We start from the raw sequence: 26,755 nt of genomic DNA, 5'->3' as shown, positions 1-26,755 counted from the left end.
CGTGATTACCGCCCAAGCCTTTTCAACTATCGAGGCCATTGAACGCTGCGCCTGGAATGACTGTTTCCCAGGGGAACTGGAGGACTGGGATTATTACCGGGCCGTTGAACAGGCGGGGGTCACCGACTTCCAGTGGCGCTACCTTGCACTCTTTGAAGGCAGCACATTGATTGCCGCAGCCGCGGCGTTTACCACGCAGTACTCGCTCGACACCACGGTGCAGGGCATCGGCAAACGCATCACGCAACGCTTGCGCCAATGGTTGCCGGGCGTGCTGGATATTCGCTTGTATGCCTTGGGATCACCAGTGACCGAGCAATGCCACGCAAGCACCGCCAGCCACATCACCGAAGACCGACGTCCGGCGCTGCTGCGTCAGTTACTGACGTTGGCTCGTAACGATGCCAACCAGGCGGGTATCGGCCTGTTGGCGGTCAAGGATGCACCCAGCCACGATCAGCAGTGGATTGACGTCTGCCGCGAGGCCGGGCTGCAAACCATGCCTGGTTTACCGAGTGCGGTATTGCCGATCGCGTTCGGCTCACTCGATGCCTACCTCGGCACACTGGGCAAATCCACCCGCAAGGACTTGCGCCGAAAACTTCGGGCGCAAGGCCCGCGAATCGAATGGCGACGCTCGGTCGACGATGTATTGCCCCAGATGATGCGTTTGTATGAAGCCACCCTGGCGCGCAGCGATCTGGAGTTCGAACGACTGTCCGCAGCGTATTTCACCAGTATCCTCGAACACCTCGACCAACGTGCCGCGTGCGTGCTGTATTGGGTGGGCGAGCAACTGGTGGCGTTCAACCTGGTGCTGCTGGACGAACATCGACTGGTGGACAAATTTTTTGCCCACGACCTGGAACAGACCCGTGAGTACAACCTGTACTTCAGAAGCTGGCTGACCAATGTCGACTATTGTATTCAACACAAGATCCCGCTGTATGAGTGCGGCCAGGCCGGTTATGCCAGTAAGCTGCGGCTCGGTTGTAAATTCGAAGGCAATACGCTGTTTTTTCACCACCGCAACGGGTTGCTCAACGCAGTATTGAAACTCGTGAAACTGTTCGTCCGACCGGATAAATCCGACCCTGCCATGGCTGCTGCGATAAGCGAAACCTGATGATCAAAGTCCGACGCCGTAAAGCCCTGCCCTTCGCCATCTCCCGCTGGAGCCTGCAACGCAAGCTGGTATTGGCATTCTGGCTGGTCAGTGTGATCCCGACCATGATCGCCGCGGAACTGGCGGCCACCACGCTGTCACAGATCTTCGATAGCAACGTGCGCATCTGGTTGCAGGAGTCGACCAAGATCGTCGAAGACGAGGTCCGGGAAATCCTGCGCGAAAACACGCGGGTCGCCCAGTTGTTGCTGCGCCACATCCGCCCGATCAACGACCGGCTCTCGGCCCGGCAGGACCGCCTCAGCGCCGACATTGCCGAAGCCATGGGCATCGACGTCGTGGCGCTGGTGCGCACCAGCGATCACAAAGTGCTGTTCAGTACCGTGACCGACGACATCGTCCAGCAAATCAACACCGCGCCCAAAGCCGTCCTGCAAACCATTCAGGTCACGGGCGCGTCCACCGGCATCCTGGTCTCGACCTTCCAGACATCCCAGGCTGGGGTCGACTATCAGTTGGTCCTCGCCAACTACCTGGACAGCAGCTTTCTCACCAGCGTCGCCGATGTGCATTCCCTTGACCTGCGGTTGTACCTGGCCAAGGCCGAGGACTTCTCGGAAATTTTCGCGACCCAGCGCTTCGACGATCACCCCATGAAGGTGCCCGAAGACATCGAGCAAATCCTGCGCACCACGAAAAAACCAATCGAACAGTTCACCAAAAACTACAGCGGCATCTATCGGCCAATCCTCAATGACAGCGGTGAACTTCAGGGTGTGATCTTCAGTGGCCTGCTACGCCACAACAGCCTGGTCGGGCTGGTGAACCAGAGCAATCTGTTCATCCTGATTTTCATCCTCAGCTCAGCGCTGTCGCTGGGTGTTGGCTGGCTGATCTCGCAACGCCTGACCCAGCCCCTGCGCGGTCTCTCCAAAGGCGTTCGGGCGGTGATCGACGGCGATTATCGTCAGCGAGTGCCGGTCTATGGCAGCGACGAACTGGCCGAACTGAGCAGCACCTTCAACCACATGACCGAACGTCTCGGCGAGTTGCAGCACCTGGAGTCGCAACTGCGCCGCCGCGATCGCTTGCACGCCCTGGGTGAAGTGGCCATGGGCCTGGCCCATGAAATCCGCAACCCGCTGGGCATCATCAAGACCGCGACCCAATTGTTGCACCGTCGCGCCGACCTGCCCGACACCGACAAACGGCATCTGGAATACGTGGTCAGCGAGGTCACCCGGATCAACGACCTGATCACCGAGTTCCTCGACTTTGCCAAGCCCAACGCGCCCATGCGCTCCACCCAACCGGTGCGACCGCTGATTGATGAGTTGGTCGGGTTCTGCGCCCCGGAACTGGCGACTCACAACATCGACGCCCGAATCGAAGATACCGCCCCTGGCGCGACCATCTATGCCGACGCACGACAGCTCAAACAGGCTTGCCTGAACCTGGTGATCAATGCCATAGACGCAATGCCTGACGGCGGCCGCCTGACCCTGGGCATAACCAGCGACAAGGGATACACCGTCATCAGTGTTTCCGACACCGGCCAGGGCATCGAACCGGACATGCTCGAACGGATTTTTACACCGTTCGTCACCACAAAGGCTTCAGGTACCGGCCTGGGGCTGGCAAAAGTCTTCTCGATCATGGAAAACCATGACGGACGGGTCGAATGCATCAGTGAAAAAGATGCCGGCTCCACATTCAGCCTGTACATTCCGGCCAACGGTGAAGACGACGGCGACGACGAGGACAGTGATGACGCATAACATTCTGGTGGTCGATGACGAGCCCAAGCTTTGCGACTTGTTGGCCTCAGCCCTGAGCCAGAACGACATCCAGGTGTTCACCGCGAGCAATGGCCTGCACGCGCTCAAGGTGCTGGAACAGGAAGACATCGACCTGGTGATCAGCGACTGGCGCATGCCCGGCATGGACGGGCCGCAGTTGCTGGCGGAAGTCAAAGTGCGCTATCCGCAGCTGCCGGTGATCGTCATGACGGCCTACAGCACCGTGAAAAATGCCGTGCAGTCGATGCGCAATGGCGCCTTCGACTACATTGCCAAGCCGTTCGACATCGATGAGCTGGACATCACCGTCAACAAGGCCCTGCAATTTCGCGACATCCTCAAAGACAACCAGCGCATGCGCGCCGAGCTTGAAGAACACCAGCAGATCGACAGCCTGGTGGGCGACAGCCCGACCTTTCGTCGAGTGCTGCAAGCAGTGGATTCGGTACGCGAAAGCAATGCGACCATTCTGCTCACCGGCGAAAGCGGTACCGGCAAGGAAATGGTCGCCCGGGCCATCCACAAACATGGCAACCGCGCCGACAAACCTTTCGTCGCCGTGAACTGTGCGGCGATCCCCGAAGGGTTGCTGGAAAGTGAAATGTTCGGCCATCGCAAAGGCGCCTTCACCGGTGCCGTGGCGGACCGGGTCGGACGCTTCATGCAGGCCGACAAGGGCACGCTGTTTCTCGATGAGGTCGGCGACATGCCGCTGGCCTTGCAGGCAAAAATCCTCCGGGCCTTGCAGGAGCGAGTGATCGAGCCGGTAGGCGACCCGCGCGAGCGCAAAGTCGATGTGCGAGTGATCGCCGCCACCAACAAGAACCTGCTGGAAGCGGTGGCCAACAAAGAGTTTCGCGAAGACCTCTACTATCGCCTCAATGTGTTCCCGATCCCCCTGCCCGCCCTGCGTGAACGGGTTGAAGACATCGCGCCTCTGGCCCGACACTTCGCTCACACCCTGGGCGCCACCGCCGGCAAACGCATCACCGGTTTCAGCCCGGAAGCCTTGCAGGCCATGGCCAATTATTCATGGCCGGGGAATATCCGCGAACTGCAAAACTGCGTTGAACGCGCCACCATCGTGGCCTCGGGTGCAGTGATCGAGGAAGACGATCTGCCGGCGTACCTGTTTGCCTCAAGACCCACCGTCGACGGTGCCCGCGTGTCCCTCAACGAAGGTACTGGCGTGCCATCGGACCTCGATGCCGCGCTGGTGGAAGTCGAGAAGTCGTACATTCTTGCCGCCCTGCAACAAAGCAATGGCGTACAAGCAGCCGCCGCCCAACTGATCGGCATCTCGGAGCGCAGCTTCTGGTATCGGCTGAAGAAACTCGGAATTCATGTGGACAAGATTGTCCGCTGAAACCGCCCCTCCCACAGGGCTCTTGCCCATTACAAACGTTTTACAACAGATTCGGCGCCTGTACCGGATCGATCTGCGCCCAATGCGAGGTGTCCTCACGATGGGTTTTCAGGTACGGCAACACTGCCGCCAGTAACGGCGCCTTGAACGCTTCCTGAAAACGATGGGCCAGCCCCGGAATCAGCTTCAACTGACTGCCCTGGATATGCGCCGCCAGGTGAATGCCATGCATCACCGGCAACAGCGGATCAGCGGTGCCGTGCACCACCAGCGTCGGCACCCGCAGCTGGTTGAGCAGCGCCACACGGCTCGGCTCGGCGAGGATCGCCATGATCTGGCGTTTCACGCCTTCTGGATTAAACGCCCGGTCGTACGCCACCGCCGCCTGATGCAACAGCGCCTGACGATCATCACTCACCTGCGGACTGCCCAACGCGGCCAGCAGATCGGCCTGTTGCTCCAGAGCCACCTCACGGTTCGGCGCACTGCGCCGTGAGAGCAATTGCACCAGCGCCGCATTCGGCGCCGGCAGCCCTTCGGCACCGGAGCTGGTCATGATCAACGTCAGGCTCTCGACCCGCTGCGGCGCCATGGCCGCCATGTGCTGGGCGATCATCCCGCCCATGCTCGCGCCCAGCACATGGAATTGCTCCACGTGCAGCGCATCCATCAGGCCGAGTGCGTCGTCCGCCATGTCGGTCAGGCTGTACGGCGCCGCTACCGGTAAACCGAGTTTGTAGCGCAGCACCTCAAAGGTCAGGTTGGCGTTGGCCGGAGCCTGACGCCAGGTCGACAACCCGACATCGCGATTGTCATAGCGAATCACCCGGAAACCCTGCTCGCACAGCGCCGCCACCACTTCGTCCGGCCAGTGAATCAACTGGCCACCCAAGCCCATCACCAGCAGTAACGCAGGATCGGACGCACGACCGATGCTCTGGTACGCCAGGCTCACCTGCGCCAGATCGACCCGCTCGGTCGGCACATTGACATCGCAGCGCGACGCCGCCAAAGACGGTAGGCCGAACAGCAGAGCGGTCAAAAAAACCGCCGTTGAAAAAAATCGTACCCGCATGAAGAAACACCGAAACGCAGAACCCCAGTAGAGAGCGAGTCTGATGAACTTTGTTAAAGCGCGCTGCCACAGTTACGTGACAGTTTGATGAAGAGTGCCGAGCGGTCGATTCGTAGACCGCGTTATCGTTCATCGCGAGCAGGCTCGCTCCCACGGGATTTATGTCGGATATAGAGTTTGTGTACGACACCGATCAACTGTGGGAGCGAGCCTGCTCGCGATGGCATCCTTAAGCCAACTGGCTACGCAACTGGCGCGCCGCGGCGACCATATTCACCAACGCCGCCTCCGTCTCCGGCCAGGCGCGGGTTTTCAGGCCGCAGTCCGGGTTGACCCACAGCCGCTCGGCCGGAATCCGCTGCACGGCTTTACTCATCAACTTGACCATCTCGGTGGTGTCCGGCACCCGTGGCGAATGGATGTCGTAGACGCCCGGACCGATGTCGTTCGGGTAGTCGAAGGCCTTGAAGGCTTCCAGCAATTCCATGTCCGAACGCGAGGTCTCGATGGTGATCACATCCGCGTCCATGGCCGCGATGGATTCGATCACGTCGTTGAATTCGCTGTAGCACATGTGGGTGTGGATCTGCGTTTCATCACGCACGCCGGACGCGCTCAAGCGGAACGCTTGCACTGCCCAGTCGAGGTATTCCTGCCACTGCGCCCGGCGCAGCGGCAAACCTTCGCGGAACGCCGCTTCGTCGATCTGGACGATTTTGATCCCGGCCTGCTCCAGGTCGACCACTTCATCGCGCAGGGCCAGCGCCAACTGTTGCGCCTGGACTTTGCGCGACACGTCCTCACGCGGGAACGACCACATCAGCATCGTCACCGGCCCGGTCAACATGCCTTTCATGACCTTGTCGGTCAGGCTCTGCGCGTAAGTGATCCAGTCGACGGTCATGGCCTTCGGACGGCTCAGGTCACCGTAGATGATCGCCGGTTTCACGCAGCGTGAACCGTAGCTCTGAACCCAGCCGAAACGGGTGAACAGATAACCATCGAGTTGCTCGGCAAAGTACTCGACCATGTCGTTGCGCTCGGCTTCACCATGCACCAGTACGTCGAGGCCAAGACGTTCCTGGATTTGCACCGCGTGGCGGATTTCGCTGTGCATGGCGTCGGTGTAATCGTTGGCCGAGAGCTTGCCCTGTTTGAACGACTGGCGCGCCAGACGGATCGACGCCGTCTGCGGAAACGAGCCGATGGTGGTGGTCGGGAAGGCCGGTAAATTCAGGCGTGCGCGTTGCAACTCGATACGCTGGGCAAACACCGAGTGACGCTGGCTGTCGGTGTCGCGAATGGCCCTGATGCGCGCCTGCACCTCGGCTTTGTGGATGCGTGGCGACTGCGCACGGCTGGCCTGCACGGCACGGCTCTGCGCCAGCGCAGCCTGGACCTGCGGCGCTTGCGGATCGTTGAGCGCATCGCGCAGCACGGCAATTTCACCGCACTTTTGTACGGCGAACGCCAGCCAGCTCTTCAGCTCGGCGTCGAGCGTGTCTTCACGGTCCAGATCCACCGGGCTGTGCAGCAGCGAGCACGAACTGCTGACCCACAGGTTGTCGCCATAACGCTCTTGCGCCGGCTTCAGCTGTGCCAGCGCCTGTTCCAGCTCGCAACGCCAGACATTGCGACCGTTGACCAGGCCCACCGACAGCACTTTGTACGTCGGTAGACGATCGAGGACCTGGCCCAGTTGTTCCGGCGCCCGTACCGCGTCGATGTGCAAGCCGTCTACAGGCAGGCTCACGGCCAGCCCGAGGTTGTCTTCCAGGCCACTGAAGTAGGTGGCCACGAGTTTTTTCAGCGGCGAATACTGAAGGATGTGGTAGGCGCGCTCGAAGGCGTTTTTCCAGGCTTGCGGCAGGTCGAGGGTCAGGATTGGCTCATCGATCTGCACCCATTCCACACCTTGGGCCTTGAGCCGATTGAGAATTTCACCGTACAGCGGCAGCAGGCGCTCGAGCAGGTCGAGCTTGTCGAAGTCGTTGCCTTTTGCCTTGCCCAGCCACAGGTAAGTTAGCGGGCCGATGATCACCGGTTTGACACGGTGACCAAGGGCATGGGCTTCGTCGACTTCATCGAACAGCTGTTCCCAGCTCAGTTTGAACGATTGGTCAGCGCTGAATTCCGGGACCAGGTAGTGGTAGTTGGTGTCGAACCACTTGGTCAGTTCCTGCGCATGGTGCGTCTTGGCTGACTCACCGCCGCAGCACTTTGCACTGGCGCCACGGGCCATCGCGAACAAGGTGTCGAGGGTCGGCAGGCCCTGGGCATCCCTGGCACTGTCGAAGCGCTCGGGAATCACGCCAAAGGTCAGCGAGTGCGTCAGCACCTGGTCGTACCAGGCGAAGTCGCCCACGGGCAGCAGGTCGATGCCGGCGTCTTTCTGCACTTGCCAGTGTCTGGCCCGCAGTTCACGGCCGACGATTTTCAACCCGGCCTGATCGAGATCGCCTTTCCAGTAGGATTCGAGGGCTTTTTTCAGCTCGCGGTCGGCGCCGATGCGTGGAAAACCGAGTGTGTGGGCCAGGGCCATGGTGAGTTTCTCTGAAGTAAAAGATGGCCCTATTGTCGACAGCCAACCCAACATGAGACAAACTCAACCTTTTCGTGTTGATCACAAAATTTACTCATGGAGCCCCCGGTGCTCGAAATCCGTCACCTGAAGACCCTGCACGCCTTGCGCGAGGCCGATAGCCTGGTCGAAGCCGCCGACCGCCTGCACCTGACCCAGTCCGCCCTGTCCCACCAGTTCAAAGAGCTGGAAGAGCGCATGGGCATGCCGCTGTTCGTGCGCAAAACCAAACCGGTGCGTTTCACCAGCGCCGGCCTGCGCCTGCTGCAACTGGCCGATGCGACCCTGCCGCTGCTGCGCGGTGCCGAGCGCGACATCGCACGATTGGCCGGTGGCACCGCCGGACGGCTGCACATGGCAATCGAATGCCACAGCTGCTTCCAGTGGCTGATGCCGACCATCGACCAGTTCCGTGACGCCTGGCCGGAAGTCGAGCTGGACCTGGCGTCGGGCTTTTCCTTCGCCCCGCTGCCGGCCCTGGCCCGTGGCGACCTGGACCTGGTGGTGACGTCCGACCCGCTGGAACTGGCCGGGATCACCTACGTGCCGTTGTTCACCTACGAAGCGATGCTTGCGGTGGCCAACCAGCATCGGTTGGCGAACAAGCCGTACATCGTCCCGGAAGATTTGCTCAGCGAAACCCTGATCACCTACCCGGTGGAACGTGATCGGCTGGACATCTTCACCCGCTTCCTGGAGCCGGCCGATATCGAACCGGCGCAAATCCGTACTTCGGAACTGACGGTGATGATGATGCAACTGGTGGCCAGCGGTCGTGGCGTCTGCGGCATGCCGCATTGGGCGCTGCATGAGTACAGCTCACGGGGTTACGTGAAGGCCAAGCGCCTCGGTGAGAAAGGATTGTTTGCCACGCTGTACGCTGCCATTCGCACCGACATGCTCGACGCGCCGTACATGCGCGACTTCCTGCTGACGGCCAAGGACACCTCGTTCTCGACTCTGGATGGGGTCAGCGCGGTGCGCTGACAGATATCACACCTGTGGCGAGCGAGCTTGCTCGCGCTCGGCGGCGAAGCCGTCGTAACGTCAGCGAACGCGGTATACCTGACAGAGCGTGGTGGCAGAGCTTGGGGCTGCTTTGCAGCCCAGCGGGAGCAAGCTCCCTCGCCACAAAAGCACTCGGCGTCAGGCCGGGACTTCGCGCCACATATGGATCTTGTCGAAGTACTCTTCACCCACCCGCACCGCCAGCGGTTCGAGCCCGAACTGCACAAAACCGCAACGCTGGTACAACGCCAATGCGGCGTCATTGCCAGCGGTGACGGTCAATTGAATCAGCTTCAACCCCGGTCGCCCCCGAGCCTCAGTGAACAGCGCCTGAACCAGCTGATAACCGAGCCCGCGCTGCCTGGCCGTGCCTGACACGTACATGCCAAACAGCGTTGCCTTGTGCCGGGCTTTTTCCCGCGCCTCGAAGGCCAGGCCGACAATGCCCACCAGTTCGCCGTCTTCAAACGCGCCGAACAGCACGTCCAGCGGGCTGGTCAAGCGTGACTCCCACCAGCTCAACGGCATCACCGCGCGCTCGCGCACACTCGACGTGAACGCCTGCGGGTGACGGTCATAGGCCTCAAGCATCAGCGCCCGGTAAGCGAGTGCATGGCTGGCATCGAGTCGTTGGATGGCCATGTGCTTCAGGCCTTGCGCTGGCTTGGGGGCAGCACCAGCAGCGAGGCCGCCGCGAAAATCAACCGATCGGGGGCTGGAATCATGACGCAGTCCTTGTCATTGAGCGGTCAGGCCGGAGTCGTCAGGGAGGTTCGATAAAACGGCAGGATCAGGTCCCGTGTCAATGGCGCCAGGATGACATCAACGACCGTGTGCGGATCAACCCACAGCACTTCTTCGATCTCTGCTGCCGGGGTGACCTGTTGCTGGATATCCAGCTGAAAAATCTCGGCCTCGACCACAAACCCCGGCTCATTGGCAGCCGGGGCGGAAAACTTGCCCAGATAACTCGCTTGAGTGGTATCGATGACCAACCCCAGCTCTTCTTCCAGCTCGCGGGCCAGCGCATCGACCGGTTGCTCACAGGCTTCAATCTTGCCACCTGGTTGCATGAAGGCCTGGGTCCCGCGCTTGCGCACCAGCAGGGTTCGACCGTCCGGGTCGATCAGCAAGGCAGCGGCAATGCGGATAATGCGCGGTGAAACAGAAGATGAAAGCGTCATGGATCAACGATGGTCCCGGGCAAAAAACGCAAGGATCACATGAGCGCAGGTTCTGCGTCACCTCGAAAAAACACCGCCCAGCAGGAGCATGGCTTGCCAGCGATGACGTCTGTGGAATCGCCATCGCCGGCAAGCCGGGCGTCTAAGGACGCCCGGTAAAGCTCACAACGGTGTCTACGCAGAAATCACCGCTTCCAGCTCCTCGGGCACATGGACAAATACACTGTACCTGGCCCCCTCCATGGCTTCGAAGGCGATGAGTTTTTCCACCAGCGGACCATTGAGCACCTTGCCGGCATTGAGCAGCAGCATGCCGTTGTCGGCATTGAGGTTGCGCGCCAGCACCATCCCGGCTGCCAGGTCGCGGGTACTCAGCACCTTGACCGTCGGATCACCGAGGGTGATATCACGCTGGTAGGTGGCGCAAACCTGAACGAAGTCCTCCACCAGTTCCGGGTCGTAGAAACGCCCGGTGTATTTGCGGATGAACAGCAGCGCTTCATCACTGTTCATGTTTCGCTCAAGAATCAGCCCGCACTGCAATTCGATGAAGTCCACGGCCAGCTTCAGCAGGCGCGAACCCAAAGGGATGGCCTCCCCCTTGAGGCGATCGGGAAACCCGCTGCCGTCCCAGCGCTCCTGATGGTGCAGGATCAGGCGTGCGGCATCCTTCATCGGCTCAAGGGTCATCAACAGCGATTCGCTCTGTTTCGGATAACCGCGATACAGCTCCCGTTCGGGGTGATGCAGCAGGTCCGAAGGCGTCGTCATCATGCCGTCGGTCCAGCTCAGCTTGCCGATGTTGTAAAGCGCCGCAGCCATGGTCAGGTCTCGGCTGCTGGCCTCATCCAGCCCATGGGTCTGGCAGTAGATACGCACCAGATCGATGATTTGCCGATTGGTTTGCTTGGCCGGTGGCAGACGCAGATTGGCCAGCAACGAAAACACTTCGGTGCCGGTGGCGTAGCTGTGCTTGAGCTCTTCATAAGCCAGGTCGAGCATGTCGGCGGTCTGCTGCAGTTCGGCTGTGCGCGCGGCGACACGTTTTTCCAGGGATACGTTGAGCAGCTTCAACTGCTCGTTCTGATCCCAGGTCAACTGCACCAGACGCAGCCGCTCGCGCTCGGAGCGTTGATACGCCAGCGACTGGCGCAACGTCAGCAGCATTTCCTCGTCGTTCCAGGGTTTGCTGATGTAACGGTGAATCTGCCCCTCGTTGATTGCCTTGATGATCATCGAGGGGTCGGCATACCCGGTCAGCAGGATGCGTACGGTATCGGGATAGCGCTCGTGGATGTGCGCCAGCAGGGTCGCACCGTCCATGTTGGGCATGCGGGCATCGGTCATCACCAGATCGACCGGTTGCTGCTCCATTATCTCCAGCGCCCGGGTGCCGCTTGCGGCCAGCAGCACTTCATAGGGTTGACCACGCAACAGCCGGCGCAGGCTATTGAGGATCGATTCTTCGTCATCAACCAGTAACACTCGGGGTTTAAGCAGCTCATCCATGGCATTACCTCAGCTGAAACAGACCAATCGTTCGTGGGCACCCAAGGGAACTCCCCCTCCTCCACGGGCCTGCACTACAGGCTAGACGGTTTTTCAGCACTGTTCGCTATAGATTTGACACACAGCAGGCGGCGAACTTGACAGGCGCAGACTATGCTCTGCGTACCTGGATCCAAGATCTGCCCCCTTAGCACACTGCGATCAGGAAGGGACGCCGTATGAACACAACGCTGCGAGGGCTCATTTGCGACGGTGCATTGCAATGAAGACACCGTTTGCGCGAAAAAACCGGCGGATCCTGATCGTCGACGACACCGCCTCTATCCATCAGGACTTTGCCAAGATCCTCAGCCCCCACGTGCTCGACGATGATGCGCTGAGCAGCGCTGAAGAAGCCCTGTTCGGCACGCAAGTGGTAGCTTCGGACCTGGGGTTTGTGCTCGACAGCGCCTATCAGGGCCTGGAAGCCCTGGGCAAGGTCGAAGCCGCCCTGGCCAAGGACCTTCCGTATGCGATGGCCTTTATCGACATGCGTATGCCGCCCGGCTGGGACGGTCTGGAAACCATCGAACGGCTCTGGCAGGTCGATCCAAAACTGCAAGTCGCGCTGTGTACCGCGTATTCCGACTACTCCTGGGACGATATCGCCGAACGACTGGAGCTCGGCGATCGCCTGCTGATCCTGAAGAAGCCCTTCGATGCCATCGAAATCCGGCAGATGGCCAGCACCCTGACCGTCAAATGGCAAATGACCGAAGAAGCCGAATTAAAGATGAACCTGCTGGAGCAGGCGGTCGAAGAGCGCACCCGCGAGCTGTCCGACGCCAATATCATCGTGCAGAACAGCCCGACCATTTTGTACCGGCTGCGCGGCGAACCCTCGTTCCCGTTGATGTACATCTCCCACAACATCACCAAATTCGGTCACGTGGCCGCGCAATTGGTGGCATCGGCCAACTGGGCCCAGGACCTGATCCATCCCGAGGACCAGGGCAAAGTCGACAATGCCATGGCACGGATACTCGACCGGGACGCTGCCGGGGCGTCCATCGAGTTTCGCCTGCGCACCGGCACCGGCGACTGGCGCTGGGTCGAAAACCGCTACGTGCCGGTGCGTAACCAGGACGGTCGCTTGCTGGAAGTCGAAGGCATCATCATCGACATCACTGAACGCAAGCTGGCCGAAGAGAAGATCGCCCTGCTGGCACGTACCGACGGGCTGACCGGGCTGGCCAATCGAACGACGCTCCTCGAACGCCTGCACCAGGCATTCGCTGCCGCCCGTCGGGGCGGCGCACCCTTCGCCGTGTTCTACCTGGACCTCGATCATTTCAAACGCATCAACGACACCCTGGGCCACCCCATCGGGGATTTGCTGTTGCAGGAAGTCGCCCGGCGCATCAAGGCCTGTGTCCGCGAAAACGACATCGTGGCGCGTCTGGGTGGCGACGAGTTTGCAATCGTGCAGCTCGACGCCGGCGACCCGACACAGTCGGCGGCCCTGGCAGGCAAGGTCCGCGATGAACTGGTATTGCCTTACACCCTCGACGGCAACAACGTGCGGGTTTCGGTCAGCATCGGCATCAGCACTTACTCCAGTACCAGCCTGAGTGCCGAGAGCCTGTTGGCTCAGGCCGACATGGCGCTGTACCGCTCAAAGGAAAAAGGCCGCAACCAGTACCATTTCCACTCCGAGGAGATCAATCAGGAAGTACTCGACCGGGTGTCGATTGCCAACGATTTGAAACAGGCCATCGAGCAAAACCAGCTCGAACTGCACTACTTGCCCGAAGTCGACCTGAGCACCGGGAAGATCCTCGGCATGGAAGCCCAGGTCCGCTGGAGTCATCCAGAGCGAGGAATACTGGAACCCGACATGTTTCTTCCCGCAGCGGAAAAAACCGGCGTGATCATCGCGCTTGGCCACTGGTTGCTGGATCGCGCCTGTCAGCAAATGCGTCAGTGGCGCGACGAAGGCATGGCGCCCCCGGTGATTGCGATCAAGCTTTCGCTGGCCCAGCTCAAGAGCGGTCCGGACCTGATCTACGACGTGCTGCGCACCACGGCCCTGTGGAACCTCTGCCCCTGGGACCTGCGCTTCGACGTCACCGAAGCGACACTGGCGCAAACCAAATGGACCCACAACGATGTGCTGCCGCGCTTGCGTGAGCTGGGGGTGAAAATTGCCATCGACGACTTCGGCACCGAGTACTCCTCGTTCGACTACCTCAAGACCTATCGGGTCAATCACCTCAAGCTCGCCCAGGCTTTCATCGACACCGCGACTCGCGATCCCGCCAGCGCCACGACCTTGCGCGCGATCATCAATTTCGCCCGCGAAGTGGGGATCGGCATCATTGCCGAGGGTGTCGAGACCCAGGAACAGCGCAGCTCGCTGATCTCCACCGGCTCGCCAATGAACGCTCAGGGCTATTACTTCAGCAAAGCCGTCAGCAGCCAACAGGCAGCGGCGTTGCTGATGGCCGGCAGCATCGTGCCACCGACCTTCCCCGGCGCAACGAACCCACTGCTCGAAGACTCGTCCTATACACCGGAGGACCGGGGATGAAACCATCGCTCGCCCCCACCAACCGGCGCATCCTGATCATCGATGACATGCCTTCGATCCATCAGGACTTTCGCAAGATCCTCAGCCCCGATGTACCGGACGAGCAGTCGCTGGCCGGCACCGAAGAGCTGTTATTCGGCACTGAACGACACGCTCATCCGAAGTTTTTCCTCGATTCCGCCTACCAGGGCAAAGAAGCGCTGGAACTGGTCAAACGTGCCCAGGCCGAAGGTCGGCCCTATGCCCTGGCGTTTACCGACATGCGCATGCCACCGGGTTGGGACGGACTGGAAACCATCGAACGACTCTGGGAGGTCGACCCGAACCTGCAAATTGCCCTGTGCACCGCCTTCTCTGACTACACCTGGGAAGCGATGGCTGAACGACTGGCGTTCGGCGACCAGTTGCTGGTGCTGAAAAAGCCTTTCGACAGCCTGGAAATCCGCCAGATGGCCAGTGCCCTGACCTGGAAATGGCAGATGGCTCAGGACGCTGCATTGAAAATGCTCAGCCTGGAGCGAACCATCGAGGACCGCGTTCAGGAGCTACTCAAAGTCTCCCATCTGTTGCAATACGACGTACTCACCGGCCTGCCCAACAGCACCCTGCTGGGTGACCGGCTGACTCAATCCCTGGCCCTTTCACGGCGGCACGGCAAACAACTGGCGGTGATATTTCTGGGGCTGGACCGGTTCAAGCGCATCAACAACGCACTGGGCCATCCGGTTGGCGACGAAATGCTCAAACGGGTCGGCCAGAGCCTCGTAGCCACGGTGCGCAAGTCCGATTCGGTATTTCGCTACGGCTCCGACGAGTTCGTGGTGATCCTCGCGGACATCCGTCATCCCCAGCAAACCCAAGGCATTGCCGAAAAGCTGCTGAGGGCCGTCAGCACCCAGCAGCACATTGCCGGTCATGACCTGAGCGTGACCGCCAGCCTGGGCATCAGCATCTACCCGGAGGACGGCTTCGATGCCGTGCCGTTGATCAAGAAAGCCGAAACCGCGATGCACACCGTCAAGGAGGGAGGCCTTAACGACTTCAGCTTTTTCATCGACGAGATGAATCAGCGCGCCCGTGAACAGCAAAGCATCGAATCCGGTCTGCGCCTGGCCCTGGAGCGTGACGAGTTCGTCCTGCATTACCAACCCAAACTTGATTTGCGCACCGGCAAAGTGGTCGGTGCGGAAGCCTTGATTCGCTGGTTGAAACCCGGTCACGGGTGGGTGTACCCAACGGACTTCATCGGAGTGGCCGAGGACAGCGGGCTGATCGTTCCCCTGAGCAAATGGGTATTGACCCAGGCCTGCCAACAGGCCCGCGCCTGGCAAAAGGCCGGATTGCCGGCGATCAGCATGTCCGTCAACGTTTCCGCCATTGACTTCCGTCAGCGTGACTTTGTCGACGGCATCGTGCAGATCCTTGAGCAGACCGGTTTTGATCCCAAACTGCTGGAACTCGAAATCACCGAAAGCGTGTTGATGCAGAACGTCGAGACCACCGTGCTGACCTTGCGCGCCATCAAGGCATTAGGCGTGCGCCTGGCGATCGATGACTTCGGCACCGGCTATTCCAGCCTGAGCTACCTGAGGCGGTTCCCGGTCGATGTGCTGAAAATCGACCAGTCGTTCATTCGCGGGCTGAACAGTGATAACAACGACGATGCACTGGTCAGCGCCATCATCAGCCTGGGCAAAAGCCTCAACCTCAATATCATCGCCGAAGGCGTGGAAACCCTTGAACAACTGGACTTTCTCAAGGCCCATCAGTGTGAAGGAGGCCAGGGTTACTTTTTCAGCAAAGCCGTGCTCCCCCAGGAGTTCGCGCAGTTGCTCACCGACAGCCAACAGACACCACCGCGCACGTAGACCGACAGCCCGACAGTGCAGGCACCCGGCAAAGGAATCATCAGATGTCGCCCTATGGATTCACGCTGCTCACCACACTGATGCTCGGACTCTGCCTGACGGCGAGCGCCGAGCCTTTGGACGAACCCCTCAAACCGCTGCCACCGGTACCTGCACAGGACCCTCAGCGCGTCGAACTGGGGCGCCAGCTGTTCAACGAAACACGGTTGTCGGTCAACAACAGCCTGTCCTGTGCCAGCTGCCATCACCTGGAAAAGGGCGGCGCCGATGACAAGAAATTTTCCATCGGTTTCGACGGCCAGCCGCTGACCATCAATACCCCCAGCGTGTTGAATGCCAGCCTGAACTTCCGGCAGTTCTGGAATGGCCGGGCCGACACCCTGGAGGACCAGGCTCACGCGGTGGTGGAAAGTCCCACTGAAATGGGCAGCAACTGGGAACACGTGGTGCAAACGCTGGCCACTGACCCGGCCTACCGCTCGGCGTTCGGCAACGCTTACCCGAATGGGGTGACGGCGGCCAATGTGCAAAATGCCCTGGCCACCTACGAGCGCACATTGCTCAGCGCCAATTCGCGTTTCGACCAGTACCTGAAGGGCAACACCGACATTCTCAGCCTCGACGAAAAATACGGTTACCAGCGCTTCAAGGACTACGGCTGCATCGCCTGTCATCAAGGGGTCAACATCGGCGGCAACATGTTCCAGAAGTTCGGGGTGATGGGCGATTACTTCCAGGCGCGGGGCAATCTGACCGAATCGGACCTGGGCCGCTACCTGGTGACCAAGGACGAGGAAGACCGCAACGTGTTCAAGGTTCCCAGCCTGCGCAACGTTGCGGTGACCGCGCCGTACTTTCATGACGGCACGGCGAAAACCCTCGAGGAAGCCGTTGATGTGATGTTCAAGTTCCAGCTGGGACGCGTCCCTTCCGATGAAGACAAGGCCCTGATCATCAAATTCCTCAAGACCCTGACCGGCGAGTGGGGAGGCAAACCATTATGAAAGTGTCCCGTCGACTCAGTTTGCTGTTGCTCAGCGGCATCACCCTGTTGCTCGCTTCCACGCTGGTGTTCCTGTACATCAAGTCCAGCTCCGACCCGGCCTCGAGCTATTCCGACGCTCGAGACCTGATCGGCCGGATGAAGCAACTCAACGCTCAATGGGAAACCGAGATCCTCAAGGCCAGGATCGCCATCAGCCACGACTACGATCCGCTGGTCGCCCCCCTGACCGAGATGACTCGCCTGTGGCAGCAATTCGAGACTATCGAACCCAGCCACCAGCGCGGTGATTCAACAATCTGGCAGGCCCGTTATGCCGCCTACCTCGCTTTGATCAAGGAAAAGACCCGTCTGGTAGAGCAGTTCAAATCCCACAATGCGGTATTGCGCAACTCCCTGGCGTTCTTGCCAACTGCCGAAGACGATATCCAGAACCAGCTCGCCCACCTCCCGGATCACGACAAACTGCAACTGCAGAACATCGCCACCGACACCTACGACCTGTTGCTCAGCAGCCTGGAGTTCGCCCAGGTCACCACTGACGACAGGGCCGCCGACATTCTGGTAGGCCAGAACAAACTGGCGGTGAACAAACTGCGCTTGCCCGACGAGTTTCATGAGCCGATAGAAATACTGGGCAACCACATCGCGTTGATCCTGCGCGAACAACCGATCGTCAACGACCTCCTGACGCGGATCGAAGCGATACCGGTGGCTGCGCGCCTGGACGATATCACCGACCTGTTCAATAGAGACGAGCAACAAATCGATACGGATCAGCAGCGGTATCACCTGTACATGCTGGTATTTTCGGCGCTACTGGTTCTGCTGTTGCTGTATTTGACCCTCCGGCTGCTGCGCAGCTTTACGGAAATCAACCGCGTCAACAGGGACCTGCAAGCAGCCAATGAAAGCCTGGAACAACGGGTCGAAGAACGCACCCGGGAACTCAAGGACACCCAAAGCGAACTGCTGGACACCGCACGCCAGGCCGGGATGGCCGAGATCGCCACCAACGTGCTGCACAACGTCGGCAACGTGCTCAACAGCGTGAATATCTCCGCCGACCTGGTCACCCGCAAACTGCGCACCAGCAAGACGCTGGGGCTGGGCAAGGCGATGCAACTGATCAACGAGCACCAGGGCGACCTCGGCCACTTCATCACCGAAGACGAAAAAGGCAAATTGCTGCCCGGTTACCTGAATCAACTGGTGGATGCCATTGCCCTTGAACAGCAGGGCATTAGCGACGAACTGGCGCAATTGAGCAAAAGCGTTGACCACATCAAGGACATCGTTGCCACCCAGCAGTCCTACGCCGGGGCCAACAGCCTGATGGAACCGCTGCAAGTCAGCGAACTGCTCGAAGATGCCCTGCGCATGAACTCGGGCGCCCTGACCCGCCACCATGTCACCGTGGTCAAGGACTACGCCGAAGTGCCCACGGTCATGGGCGATAAACACCGGATGTTGCTGATCCTGATCAACCTGATCAGCAACGCCAAATACGCCATGTCGGACCTCAGCGACCGTCCCCGGGAAATGACCCTGGGGGTCAAGGTGGTCGACGACGCAACGCTGCAGGTCAGCGTCAAGGATGAAGGCGAAGGCATCTCGGCCGAAAACATGACCCGGATCTTTGCCCACGGTTTCACCACGCGCAAGGAAGGTCACGGTTTTGGCCTGCACAGTTGCGCCCTCGCCGCCATCGAGATGAATGGCCACCTGACAGCCCACAGCGACGGTCCGGGAAAAGGTGCACTGTTCACCTTGAAACTCCCCTTGAAAATCGCCGAAGGTGAAACATGAAGCAGTCATCGAATCGACGCATCCTGCTGATCGACGACACACCGTCGATCCATGACGACTTTCGCAAGATCCTGGCACCTGAGCTGCCACAGCACGGCGAACTGGACGAGATGGAGTCGGCGCTGTTCGGCACCCAAATCAAGGCGACGAGCCAAGGCTTCGAACTGGATTCGGCCTATGCTGGCCAGGAAGGCTTGGGCAAACTGGTTCAGGCCAAACACGACAATCGCCCCTATGCACTGGCGTTCGTCGACATGCGCATGCCACAGGGCTGGGACGGCGCCGAAACCATCGAGCATTTATGGCAAGCCGATCCGCGTTTGCAGGTGGTGGTCTGTACGGCGTATTCCGACTACTCCTGGGATGACCTGCTCAATCGCTTGCAGGCCCACGACCGGCTGCTGATCCTGAAAAAACCCTTCGACAACATCGAAGTCCAGCAGATGGCCAATACCCTGACCAGCAAATGGGACATGACCGAACGCGCCAGCGTGCAACTGGATCATTTGGGGCACCTGGTAGAACGCCGGACCCGGCAGTTCCAGCAAGCGAGCGTCGAACTGCAACAGGAGATCGACGAGCGCAAGCAGCTCGAAAGCCAGTTGATACAGTCGGAAAAACTCGCATCCCTGGGGCAGCTGGCGGCGGGTGTCGCCCATGAAATCAACAACCCCATCGGCTTTATTTCTTCCAACCTCGGCGCCCTGGACGGTTACTTCAAGCAGTTGCAGAGCATGCTCGACGCCTATCAGGGGGCCGAAGAAGCCATTGGCTCCGTCGAGCTTCTCGAACGGCTCCAAACCTTGCGTAAAGAAGTGGAACTGGACTTCCTGCGTGAAGACATTCCGCTGCTGATCAAGGAGTCCAAGGACGGCATCAACCGGGTCGGGCAAATCGTCAGGGACCTGAAGGACTTCTCACGCGTAGACACCAGCCAGGAGTGGCAGTCGGTCAATCTGCAAACGGGGATTGATTCGACGCTGAACATTGTCGCCAACGAACTCAAGTACAAGGCCGACGTGATCAAGCAGTATCAGACGCTTCCCGAGATCGAGTGCCTGCCCTCGCAGATCAATCAGGTGATCATGAACCTGATCGTCAACGCCGCCCAGGCCATGGGGCCCGAACGCGGGACCATTACCCTGAGTAACGGGGTTGCCGGGGAAAAAGTCTGGATCGAAGTGGCAGACACCGGCTCAGGCATCGCGCCCGAATACCTGCAGAAAATCTTTGATCCGTTCTTCACCACCAAACCAGTGGGCCAGGGGACCGGATTAGGCCTGTCATTGTCCTACGGTATTGTGAAAAAGCATCGTGGCGACATTACCGTGCGCAGCGAAATCGGGGTGGGCACTACCTTTCGCATCGAACTGCCAATCCGCCAGTCAAACCTCGTGACCTGAATCTGCGATCTTTCGATGATTGCCCAGCCAGTCCCTGTGCGCCAGTATGCACCGCAGCAAATCGGCCGATAGGGATCGACGAATGAAACTCTCGCTGGAAGACATCGCCTGGCACCGCTCGGTCGGGCAGTTGATTGACGCCTTGGACAAACCCAATTTCTGGACGCAACTGCTGCGCCTGCTGGATCAGTACGTGACCTTCGACAGCTGGGTGGCGCTGCTCTTCAATGACGATCAACTCCCGCAGGTGTTCGCCGAAAGCCCGAGCGAGGGCGGCAGCCCGGACCCGCTGTTTCAGGACTACCTCATGGGGTTGTTCCTGCTGGATCCCTTCTACATCGCCTGCCGCGAACAATCGCGCACCGGCCTCTATCGTTTGTCCGAGGTGGCACCGGAGCATTTCGAACTGACCGAGTATTACCAGCGCTACTTTCGTCTGAATGTGGTGGCCGACGAAATCCAGTTCAATTGCCAACTTGAGGACGACCGTACGCTGTGCCTTTCGCTGGGTAGCAAACAGCGTTTCAGCAGCGAACAAATAGCCCTGCTGTCACTGATCCAGCCCTGGGTGTCGAGCCTGCTGCGTCAGCGCCTGCCGTTTGAAATCAATGAAACACCGACGCCTGCGCAACCGGCCCAACACAGCGACTGGCGTATCCGCCTCGAAGCCTCGGTTAAACAGCTCAAGGGCGCACAACTGACAGCCCGAGAGCTGGACGTCGGTCGCTGGATGCTCAGCGGTTGCTCCAGCAAGGAAATCGCTCGTAAGCTGGAAATCTCTGCCGAAACCGTGAAAGTCCATAAGAAACACATTTACAGCAAGCTGGGGATCAAATCCCAGTCCGAACTGTTCTCTATATTTCTCCAGGCACAAAACACGTAGTCGCTGGCTCGCCTGCGATTGACATAGGTGCCGAGCCGCACCCGTGTAGCAGCTGTCGAGCCTGCGAGGCGGCGTTCGAGGACGAAGTCCTCGCAAATCTGTGTACGCGGTTTGCCTGAAACAATGCGTTGCATGATTTTACGACCGCTGTGCGGCCGAACGCAGCCTCGCAGGCTCGGCAGCTGCTACGAAGTAGATCCAATAACTGATTGAGTCCGAACCCAAGGAAACCGTATGAGCCTGTCACTCCTGAGCCGCTACGCCTTCTTTGCCGTCTGTGTGATTTTCACCCTCGCCAGCCTGCCGTTTCTTGAATACGACTGGCTCTGGCCAATCTCCATCGTCACTGGCCTGCTGAGCCTGCTGGGTATTTTCGACCTGCTGCAAAGCCCTCACGCGGTACGCCGCAACTACCCGATCCTGGGCAATATCCGTTATCTGGTCGAAGGCATTCGCCCGGAAATCCGCCAATACCTGCTCGAATCCGACAGCGACGCCCTGCCCTTCTCCCGGGCCCAGCGTTCGTTGGTCTATTCGCGGGCCAAGAACGAAAGTGCCGACAAACCCTTTGGCACGCTGATCGACGTGTACCAGTCGGGTTTCGAGTTCATCGGCCATTCGATGCGCCCGGCCCCCGTAAGTGACCCGAGCAGTTTCCGGGTGGACGTTGGTGGCCCGCAATGTACAAAACCGTACTCGGCCTCAGTCTTCAACATCTCGGCCATGAGCTTCGGCTCGCTGAGCGCCAACGCGATTCGCGCCCTCAACCAGGGCGCCAAACTCGGCAACTTCGCCCATGACACCGGTGAAGGCAGCATCAGCCCCTACCACCGCGAACACGGTGGCGACCTGACCTGGGAACTGGGCAGCGGCTACTTCGGCTGCCGCACCGCCGACGGACGCTTCGACCCGGAACGCTTCGCCGCCCAGGCTCAAGACCCGCAGGTGCGGATGATCGAAATCAAAATGAGCCAGGGCGCCAAACCCGGCCACGGCGGCATTCTGCCCAAGCATAAAGTGACCCAGGAAATTGCCGACACGCGTGGCGTTCCGATGGGCCAGGACTGTGTGTCGCCATCGCGCCACAGCGCGTTCTCCACGCCGATCGAAATGATGCACTTCATCAAGCAACTGCGTGAGCTGTCGGGCGGCAAACCGGTGGGCTTCAAGTTCTGCCTCGGCCACCCGTGGGAATTCATGGGCATTGCCAAGGCCATGCTGGAAACCGGCATCCTGCCTGACTTCATCGTGGTCGACGGCAAGGAAGGCGGCACTGGCGCTGCGCCGGTGGAGTTCACCGACCACATCGGCGTGCCGATGCGTGAAGGCCTGCTGTTCGTGCACAACACCCTGGTGGGGCTGAACCTGCGGGACAAGATCAAACTCGGCGCCAGCGGCAAAATCGTCAGCGCCTTCGACATCGCCAGCGTCCTGGCGATTGGCGCCGACTGGGCCAACTCGGCCCGCGGTTTCATGTTTGCCATCGGCTGCATCCAGTCGCAAAGCTGCCACACCAACAAGTGCCCGACCGGCGTCGCCACTCAAGACACCCTGCGCCAACGCGCATTGGTGGTGCCAGACAAGGCCCAGCGCGTGTTCAACTTCCATCGCAGCACCCTCAAGGCCCTGGCCGAGATGCTCGCCGCGGCAGGCCTCGAACACCCGTCGCAGCTGTCGGCCAAACACCTGGTACGGCGCATGTCAGCGACCGAGATCAAACTGTTCTCCCAATTGCACGTGTTCCTCAAACCCGGCGAATTGCTGACCGGGGAAGTGAATGGCGAGTTCTATTCACGGATGTGGCAGATGGCTCGGGCGGATAGTTTTGAGGCGAATGAAGTGGCCGTTTGAAGATAGTTTTTACGCCAATCTCGTCGCGAGATTGGCGCTCTTTCCAAGGAAGAAACAGTGCTGAAAGTAATTGCCCGGGATTTCATCAAACCCGAACATATCGAAACTGTCCGCCCGTGGTACACCGAATTGGTGGAGAAAACCCGACAGGAGCCGGATTGCATTGCCTACGACCTGTTCGTCGATCAGAAAGACCCGGGGCATTTCATCTTCGTTGAGCAATGGCCGAATCAGGCCGCGCTGGACGCTCATTGCCAGTCAGAACACTTCAGACGGCTTGTGCCGCAAATCAACCGCTATCAGGCCAAAGATTGCATTGTTGTGCTGATGGATGAATTCTGACCTCCATGCAAGATACAAAAGAAGTGAACGAGTGTTCTATTCGGGATGTGGCAGATGGCCCGGGCTGACAGCTTTGAGGCCAATGTCGTGTAAGGCATACTCGCGACTATCAGGTGGCTGGGTAGCACAGCCGCCACCGGTGGTGGTGGCGGTGGTGGTTTGCTCTGCCGAGGCGCGGGTCACATAGAGTCGAAGCTCCATGTCCCCCAAGCCTTGCGCGAACAGGCACTGCCAATTGCCTGGAAAGTGGTTTTCTTCATCCGCCAGGCGAGTCGATGTCACCCACCACACTCGTTTGATGTCGGGCGATACGCTGACCAGATTGTCGAGAAACACCTTATCCCGATCCTGATAAATCAACGTCGACGCGCCATAACCGTTGGGTCGGTGAGCCGCGCTGTTATCCCAGGGCGCCTGATACAGCCTTGGTTGAATGTCGGAGCGATTGTAGTAAGCAACGCTGTAATACCAGTACGCGCCATCCACAATGATGTTATCGCCTGCGATCGCATTTTCATTGATACGCGACACAATATCGTCAAGCGGATACTGGGAGGCATTGCGTGGATCATCCAGATCATCTTGTTGTTGATAGATCGTATTGAGCCCCATGAGTTGAACACCGATCATCAACAGGACAGATATCCACGCCAGGGCACGCGTATGACGGGCAAGCCGGCTGATTGCCAACGCCACTATCATCGGCAAGCCCAGCGCCGCAAAGGCCATGTACCGTTCAACAAAGATGGGAAAACCGAATGACACCACAAAAACAATCAACACCGGCAACAGCACGTAGATAACCAGTAACAGCTCAAGTTTCAACCGGCTTCTTTCCTTGAACCCGATCCACACCACCGATGCCATTACCAGCGCCGGAAGCAGTACATAAATCGGGCTGGCAAACTCCAGTCCACTCTTCACCGTCAAAAACTTCCAGACCGCTGAAGGCAACGTATAGATCGTCAATTCAGGGATCCAGAAAATATCCCCTCCGGTCTCCAGCTTCTCCGTATTTAAAAACAGCTCATTACCCAGGCTGATCAACCAGGGAATATAAAGAACACCAATGGCCACATTCGTGCCCCACCACATTGGCCGCGAAAGGTAATGAAGCGTTTTATCTCGCTGAAGACGCAAGACAACGAGGTATAGCCAGTGAGACAGCAGACATAAAACAGCCAGGTAATGGGTGTATAACGCGGCCGTCATGAGCACGAGATAGCTCATCAGGTATCGGTTGCGAGCGCTTTTAAGCCAATAGATCAAGGCGATGGTTGCACCCAGCAGCCATACCCCCTCCAGCGTATACATCCGGGCTTCCTGGCTGTAGCGAACGGATATCGGTAACAAGGCCAGAAACAACCCGGCCAACAAGGCCACCCTCGGTGTGCTGATCAATCGCATCAGCCACATGCCCAACGCGACTGTCGCAACCCCCGCCAGCGCACTCAGGGCCCGAATCGCAAACACACTCTCACCAAAAACCGCCATCCAGGCATGCAGCACCAGAAAATACAGCGGCGGATGAACGTCATGCCCCAGGTGAAACCAGATACGCTCCGGCGACTGCCCCCCCACCAACGCCGAGAACGCTTCATCGGTCCAGAAATAAGGAAGGCTGATGCAATAAAACCGAACAACAATCGCGAGCATCATGACCAGCACCCACCCACCGTTTTCTACCGATGAGCGCAGGGATAGAAACCCCGTATCGTCACGACGCTGAAAGCGCATATTTTCTCCCCCGACACGTAACCCTGATAGAAACAGGTGCCTGTCCACGGACGACTCACCGTCATCGTGACTCCGTGTTTACGCTAAACACTCTCGATAAAACGGCCTGCAGTCATCGATAAAGGCTAGCCAAAGGAGCTGCCCCGGATTGTTTTTTTTTGATTCCTCACGGAATTCCGGGACTTACTGAAAATAATCGGACGTCCCCATCCCCTTGGGTAAAGGTATCGAGCAACCGCCAGTTTTCAGGGATAACGACCTGTTGCGCCCCGTCACCACGGCCGTCCAGCACCCACACACGACCTGAACCCGGTGTCAGGCGTTCAAGATCATCGAGATAGACCTTATCGGCGTTTTGTTGAGTCAGTGTCGAGGTTTGATAGCCATCCGGACGTCCGGAAGTGCCGTCCTTTTGAGGGGGCGTATACAGCATCGGTGTCACGCCAGTCTTGTTGTAATACGCAAAGGGATAGTAAAGAAACCGGTTGACTACCACGACACCGTCATCAGGACGAGCAGAGGCATTAATGTATTGCGCCAACGCATCGACCTTGTTGACTTCGGCATACACACTATGGCCCCGTTGATGAACGTTATATAACCCGACACTCTCCATCGACACTATCAATAGCAACAGGACAAAAAACAACGTTTTTACGCGCTCCCACAGAGCATCCAGTGACATCGCCAGAATCATCGGAAAACCCAGCGCTGCAAACACAAAATAACGGTAAATAAACAGCGGCCGAACCAGTGAGACCCCTGCAATCAATACCAACGGACACCAGGTATACATGACGAGCAGCGTGCCGAGTTTTTTCTCACTCGTGTCCCGCATGACAATGACTGCCGACACCAGCAACATCAATAACGGCACACTGTAGAACAGCCAGATTGATTCTTTTGGCCCATCGCTATAACTCACAAACTGCCAGAACGCTGACACCAGCGTAGGAACATCCAGCGGCGCTATCCAGTTAAAGCCGGAAAACCTTAACTGGTTCATCAGGCTCGGCACCCAGGGCATGAACAGTAAAACGACCGTTCCATTGGCCATCCACCATGCAGGCGCTAACAACGTGCTCTTAAACCTCGATACCAACAGCCAGGCCCAGTGTGACGCCATGCACACCGCGGCAAAATAGTGGGTATAAAGTCCTGCGGCCATCAGTAATGCATAGATGGCTAGCGGCCAATGACTGCCTGAGCCTTTTACCCAGTAGACGAAAGCAATCGTCGCGCTCACCATCAATAGCGCGAGCACCGCATACATACGAACTTCCTGACTGTAGCGTACCGCTATGGGCAGTAACGCCAGCATGATTCCGGCGAGCATCGCCGCCCGTCGCGTACTGACCAGACGAACCAGCCAGATGCCCAGCCCGACGCTTGCGACATCCGCCAGTGCGCTCAGGCTTCGGGCAGCAAAAACGCCATTTCCGAACACATTCATCCATTCATGCAACAACAGATAATACAGCGGCGGGTGCACATCCCGGGCCGTATGGAACAGGATTTGGGAGGGCGAGTATGAACTCAACAGCAAGGTAAACCCTTCATCGGCCCAGACAGCGGGTTTGCTCAAGGCGTAAAAACGCACCCCTGCCGCCACGAGCATAATCAGCAGTATCCAGCACATGCC

The 26,755-nt window shown here is 58.9% G+C and carries 19 protein-coding genes; 12 read left to right on the top strand and 7 right to left on the bottom strand.

Annotation, left to right across the window (positions count from 1 at the left end):
* Position 1: 1 nt before the first annotated feature.
* The 3 genes from AC1DIH_RS11035 to AC1DIH_RS11025 are packed head-to-tail and all read left to right on the top strand — an operon-like array spanning position 2 to position 4,291.
* Positions 2-1,126, top strand: coding sequence for a GNAT family N-acetyltransferase (locus AC1DIH_RS11035; RefSeq protein WP_477771703.1), 1,125 nt, complete (start codon positions 2-4; stop codon positions 1,124-1,126).
* Entirely contained in the window at positions 1,126-2,904 is a 1,779-nt protein-coding gene (locus tag AC1DIH_RS11030) for a sensor histidine kinase (RefSeq protein WP_477771702.1), read from the top strand. The genes AC1DIH_RS11035 and AC1DIH_RS11030 overlap by 1 nt, the downstream gene beginning before the upstream one ends.
* Positions 2,894-4,291: a sigma-54-dependent transcriptional regulator gene (locus AC1DIH_RS11025; RefSeq protein ID WP_477771701.1), complete on the top strand. Its 1,398-nt coding sequence runs from the start codon at positions 2,894-2,896 to the stop codon at positions 4,289-4,291. Before AC1DIH_RS11030 ends, AC1DIH_RS11025 begins: the two co-directional genes overlap by 11 nt.
* 40 nt (positions 4,292-4,331) lie before the next feature.
* On the opposite strand, the gene AC1DIH_RS11020 is transcribed toward AC1DIH_RS11025, so the two are convergent.
* Together AC1DIH_RS11020 and metE are read right to left on the bottom strand one after the other, a co-directional pair.
* The gene (locus AC1DIH_RS11020; protein WP_477771700.1) at positions 4,332-5,366 is read right to left on the bottom strand and encodes an alpha/beta fold hydrolase; all 1,035 of its coding nucleotides are present in this window, start codon (positions 5,364-5,366) and stop codon (positions 4,332-4,334) included.
* A gap of 229 nt (positions 5,367-5,595) precedes the next feature.
* Complete coding sequence (gene metE / locus AC1DIH_RS11015) at positions 5,596-7,908, bottom strand: 5-methyltetrahydropteroyltriglutamate--homocysteine S-methyltransferase (protein WP_477771699.1); 2,313 nt, start codon at positions 7,906-7,908, stop codon at positions 5,596-5,598.
* Between the two features lie 108 nt (positions 7,909-8,016).
* Between metE and metR the strand changes: the two genes are divergently transcribed.
* Positions 8,017-8,934: a transcriptional regulator MetR gene (gene metR / locus AC1DIH_RS11010; protein ID WP_477771698.1), complete on the top strand. Its 918-nt coding sequence runs from the start codon at positions 8,017-8,019 to the stop codon at positions 8,932-8,934.
* Between the two features lie 159 nt (positions 8,935-9,093).
* On the opposite strand, the gene AC1DIH_RS11005 is transcribed toward metR, so the two are convergent.
* The 3 genes from AC1DIH_RS11005 to nosR all read right to left on the bottom strand — a co-directional run bounded on the left by AC1DIH_RS11005 (position 9,094) and on the right by nosR (position 11,648).
* Complete coding sequence (locus tag AC1DIH_RS11005; RefSeq protein WP_477771697.1) at positions 9,094-9,597, bottom strand: N-acetyltransferase family protein; 504 nt, start codon at positions 9,595-9,597, stop codon at positions 9,094-9,096.
* A gap of 107 nt (positions 9,598-9,704) precedes the next feature.
* Positions 9,705-10,139 carry an NUDIX hydrolase gene (locus AC1DIH_RS11000; RefSeq protein WP_477771696.1) on the bottom strand — a complete coding sequence of 145 codons (435 nt, stop codon included), beginning with the start codon at positions 10,137-10,139 and terminating at the stop codon, positions 9,705-9,707.
* Between the two features lie 174 nt (positions 10,140-10,313).
* Complete coding sequence (gene nosR, locus AC1DIH_RS10995) at positions 10,314-11,648, bottom strand: response regulator c-di-GMP phosphodiesterase, NosR family (RefSeq protein WP_477771695.1); 1,335 nt, start codon at positions 11,646-11,648, stop codon at positions 10,314-10,316.
* Positions 11,649-11,910: 262 nt separating this feature from the next.
* On the opposite strand from nosR, the gene AC1DIH_RS10990 reads away from it, so the two are divergent.
* From AC1DIH_RS10990 to AC1DIH_RS10955, 8 genes are all read left to right on the top strand, one after another.
* Positions 11,911-14,217, top strand: a complete 2,307-nt coding sequence (locus AC1DIH_RS10990; RefSeq protein ID WP_477771694.1) for a GGDEF/EAL domain-containing response regulator — start codon at positions 11,911-11,913, stop codon at positions 14,215-14,217.
* The gene (locus AC1DIH_RS10985) at positions 14,214-16,085 is read left to right on the top strand and encodes a GGDEF/EAL domain-containing response regulator (protein ID WP_477771693.1); all 1,872 of its coding nucleotides are present in this window, start codon (positions 14,214-14,216) and stop codon (positions 16,083-16,085) included. The genes AC1DIH_RS10990 and AC1DIH_RS10985 overlap by 4 nt, the downstream gene beginning before the upstream one ends.
* 44 nt (positions 16,086-16,129) lie before the next feature.
* Entirely contained in the window at positions 16,130-17,089 is a 960-nt protein-coding gene (locus AC1DIH_RS10980; protein ID WP_477771692.1) for a cytochrome-c peroxidase, read from the top strand.
* The gene (locus tag AC1DIH_RS10975) at positions 17,086-18,897 is read left to right on the top strand and encodes a DAHL domain-containing protein (RefSeq protein ID WP_477771691.1); all 1,812 of its coding nucleotides are present in this window, start codon (positions 17,086-17,088) and stop codon (positions 18,895-18,897) included. The genes AC1DIH_RS10980 and AC1DIH_RS10975 overlap by 4 nt, the downstream gene beginning before the upstream one ends.
* Positions 18,894-20,300: an ATP-binding protein gene (locus tag AC1DIH_RS10970; protein WP_477771690.1), complete on the top strand. Its 1,407-nt coding sequence runs from the start codon at positions 18,894-18,896 to the stop codon at positions 20,298-20,300. The genes AC1DIH_RS10975 and AC1DIH_RS10970 overlap by 4 nt, the downstream gene beginning before the upstream one ends.
* 82 nt (positions 20,301-20,382) lie before the next feature.
* A complete protein-coding gene (locus AC1DIH_RS10965; RefSeq protein ID WP_477771689.1) occupies positions 20,383-21,183 on the top strand; it encodes a helix-turn-helix transcriptional regulator in 801 nt (266 codons plus the stop codon).
* A gap of 234 nt (positions 21,184-21,417) precedes the next feature.
* The gene (locus AC1DIH_RS10960) at positions 21,418-23,034 is read left to right on the top strand and encodes an FMN-binding glutamate synthase family protein (RefSeq protein ID WP_477771688.1); all 1,617 of its coding nucleotides are present in this window, start codon (positions 21,418-21,420) and stop codon (positions 23,032-23,034) included.
* A 57-nt stretch (positions 23,035-23,091) separates the two neighbouring features.
* The gene (locus AC1DIH_RS10955) at positions 23,092-23,376 is read left to right on the top strand and encodes a putative quinol monooxygenase (protein WP_054595853.1); all 285 of its coding nucleotides are present in this window, start codon (positions 23,092-23,094) and stop codon (positions 23,374-23,376) included.
* A 36-nt stretch (positions 23,377-23,412) separates the two neighbouring features.
* On the opposite strand, the gene AC1DIH_RS10950 is transcribed toward AC1DIH_RS10955, so the two are convergent.
* Positions 23,413-25,113: a glycosyltransferase family 39 protein gene (locus AC1DIH_RS10950; RefSeq protein WP_477771687.1), complete on the bottom strand. Its 1,701-nt coding sequence runs from the start codon at positions 25,111-25,113 to the stop codon at positions 23,413-23,415.
* A 166-nt stretch (positions 25,114-25,279) separates the two neighbouring features.
* On the bottom strand, positions 25,280-26,731 hold the full coding sequence (locus AC1DIH_RS10945) for a glycosyltransferase family 39 protein (RefSeq protein WP_477771686.1): 1,452 nt from the start codon (positions 26,729-26,731) through the stop codon (positions 25,280-25,282).
* Between the last annotated feature and the right edge of the window lie 24 nt (positions 26,732-26,755).

Source organism: Pseudomonas sp. 05N36, from assembly GCF_056397385.1.
Note: the sequence above shows the minus strand (reverse complement) of the source record. Positions and strands in the feature narration are given on the sequence as shown.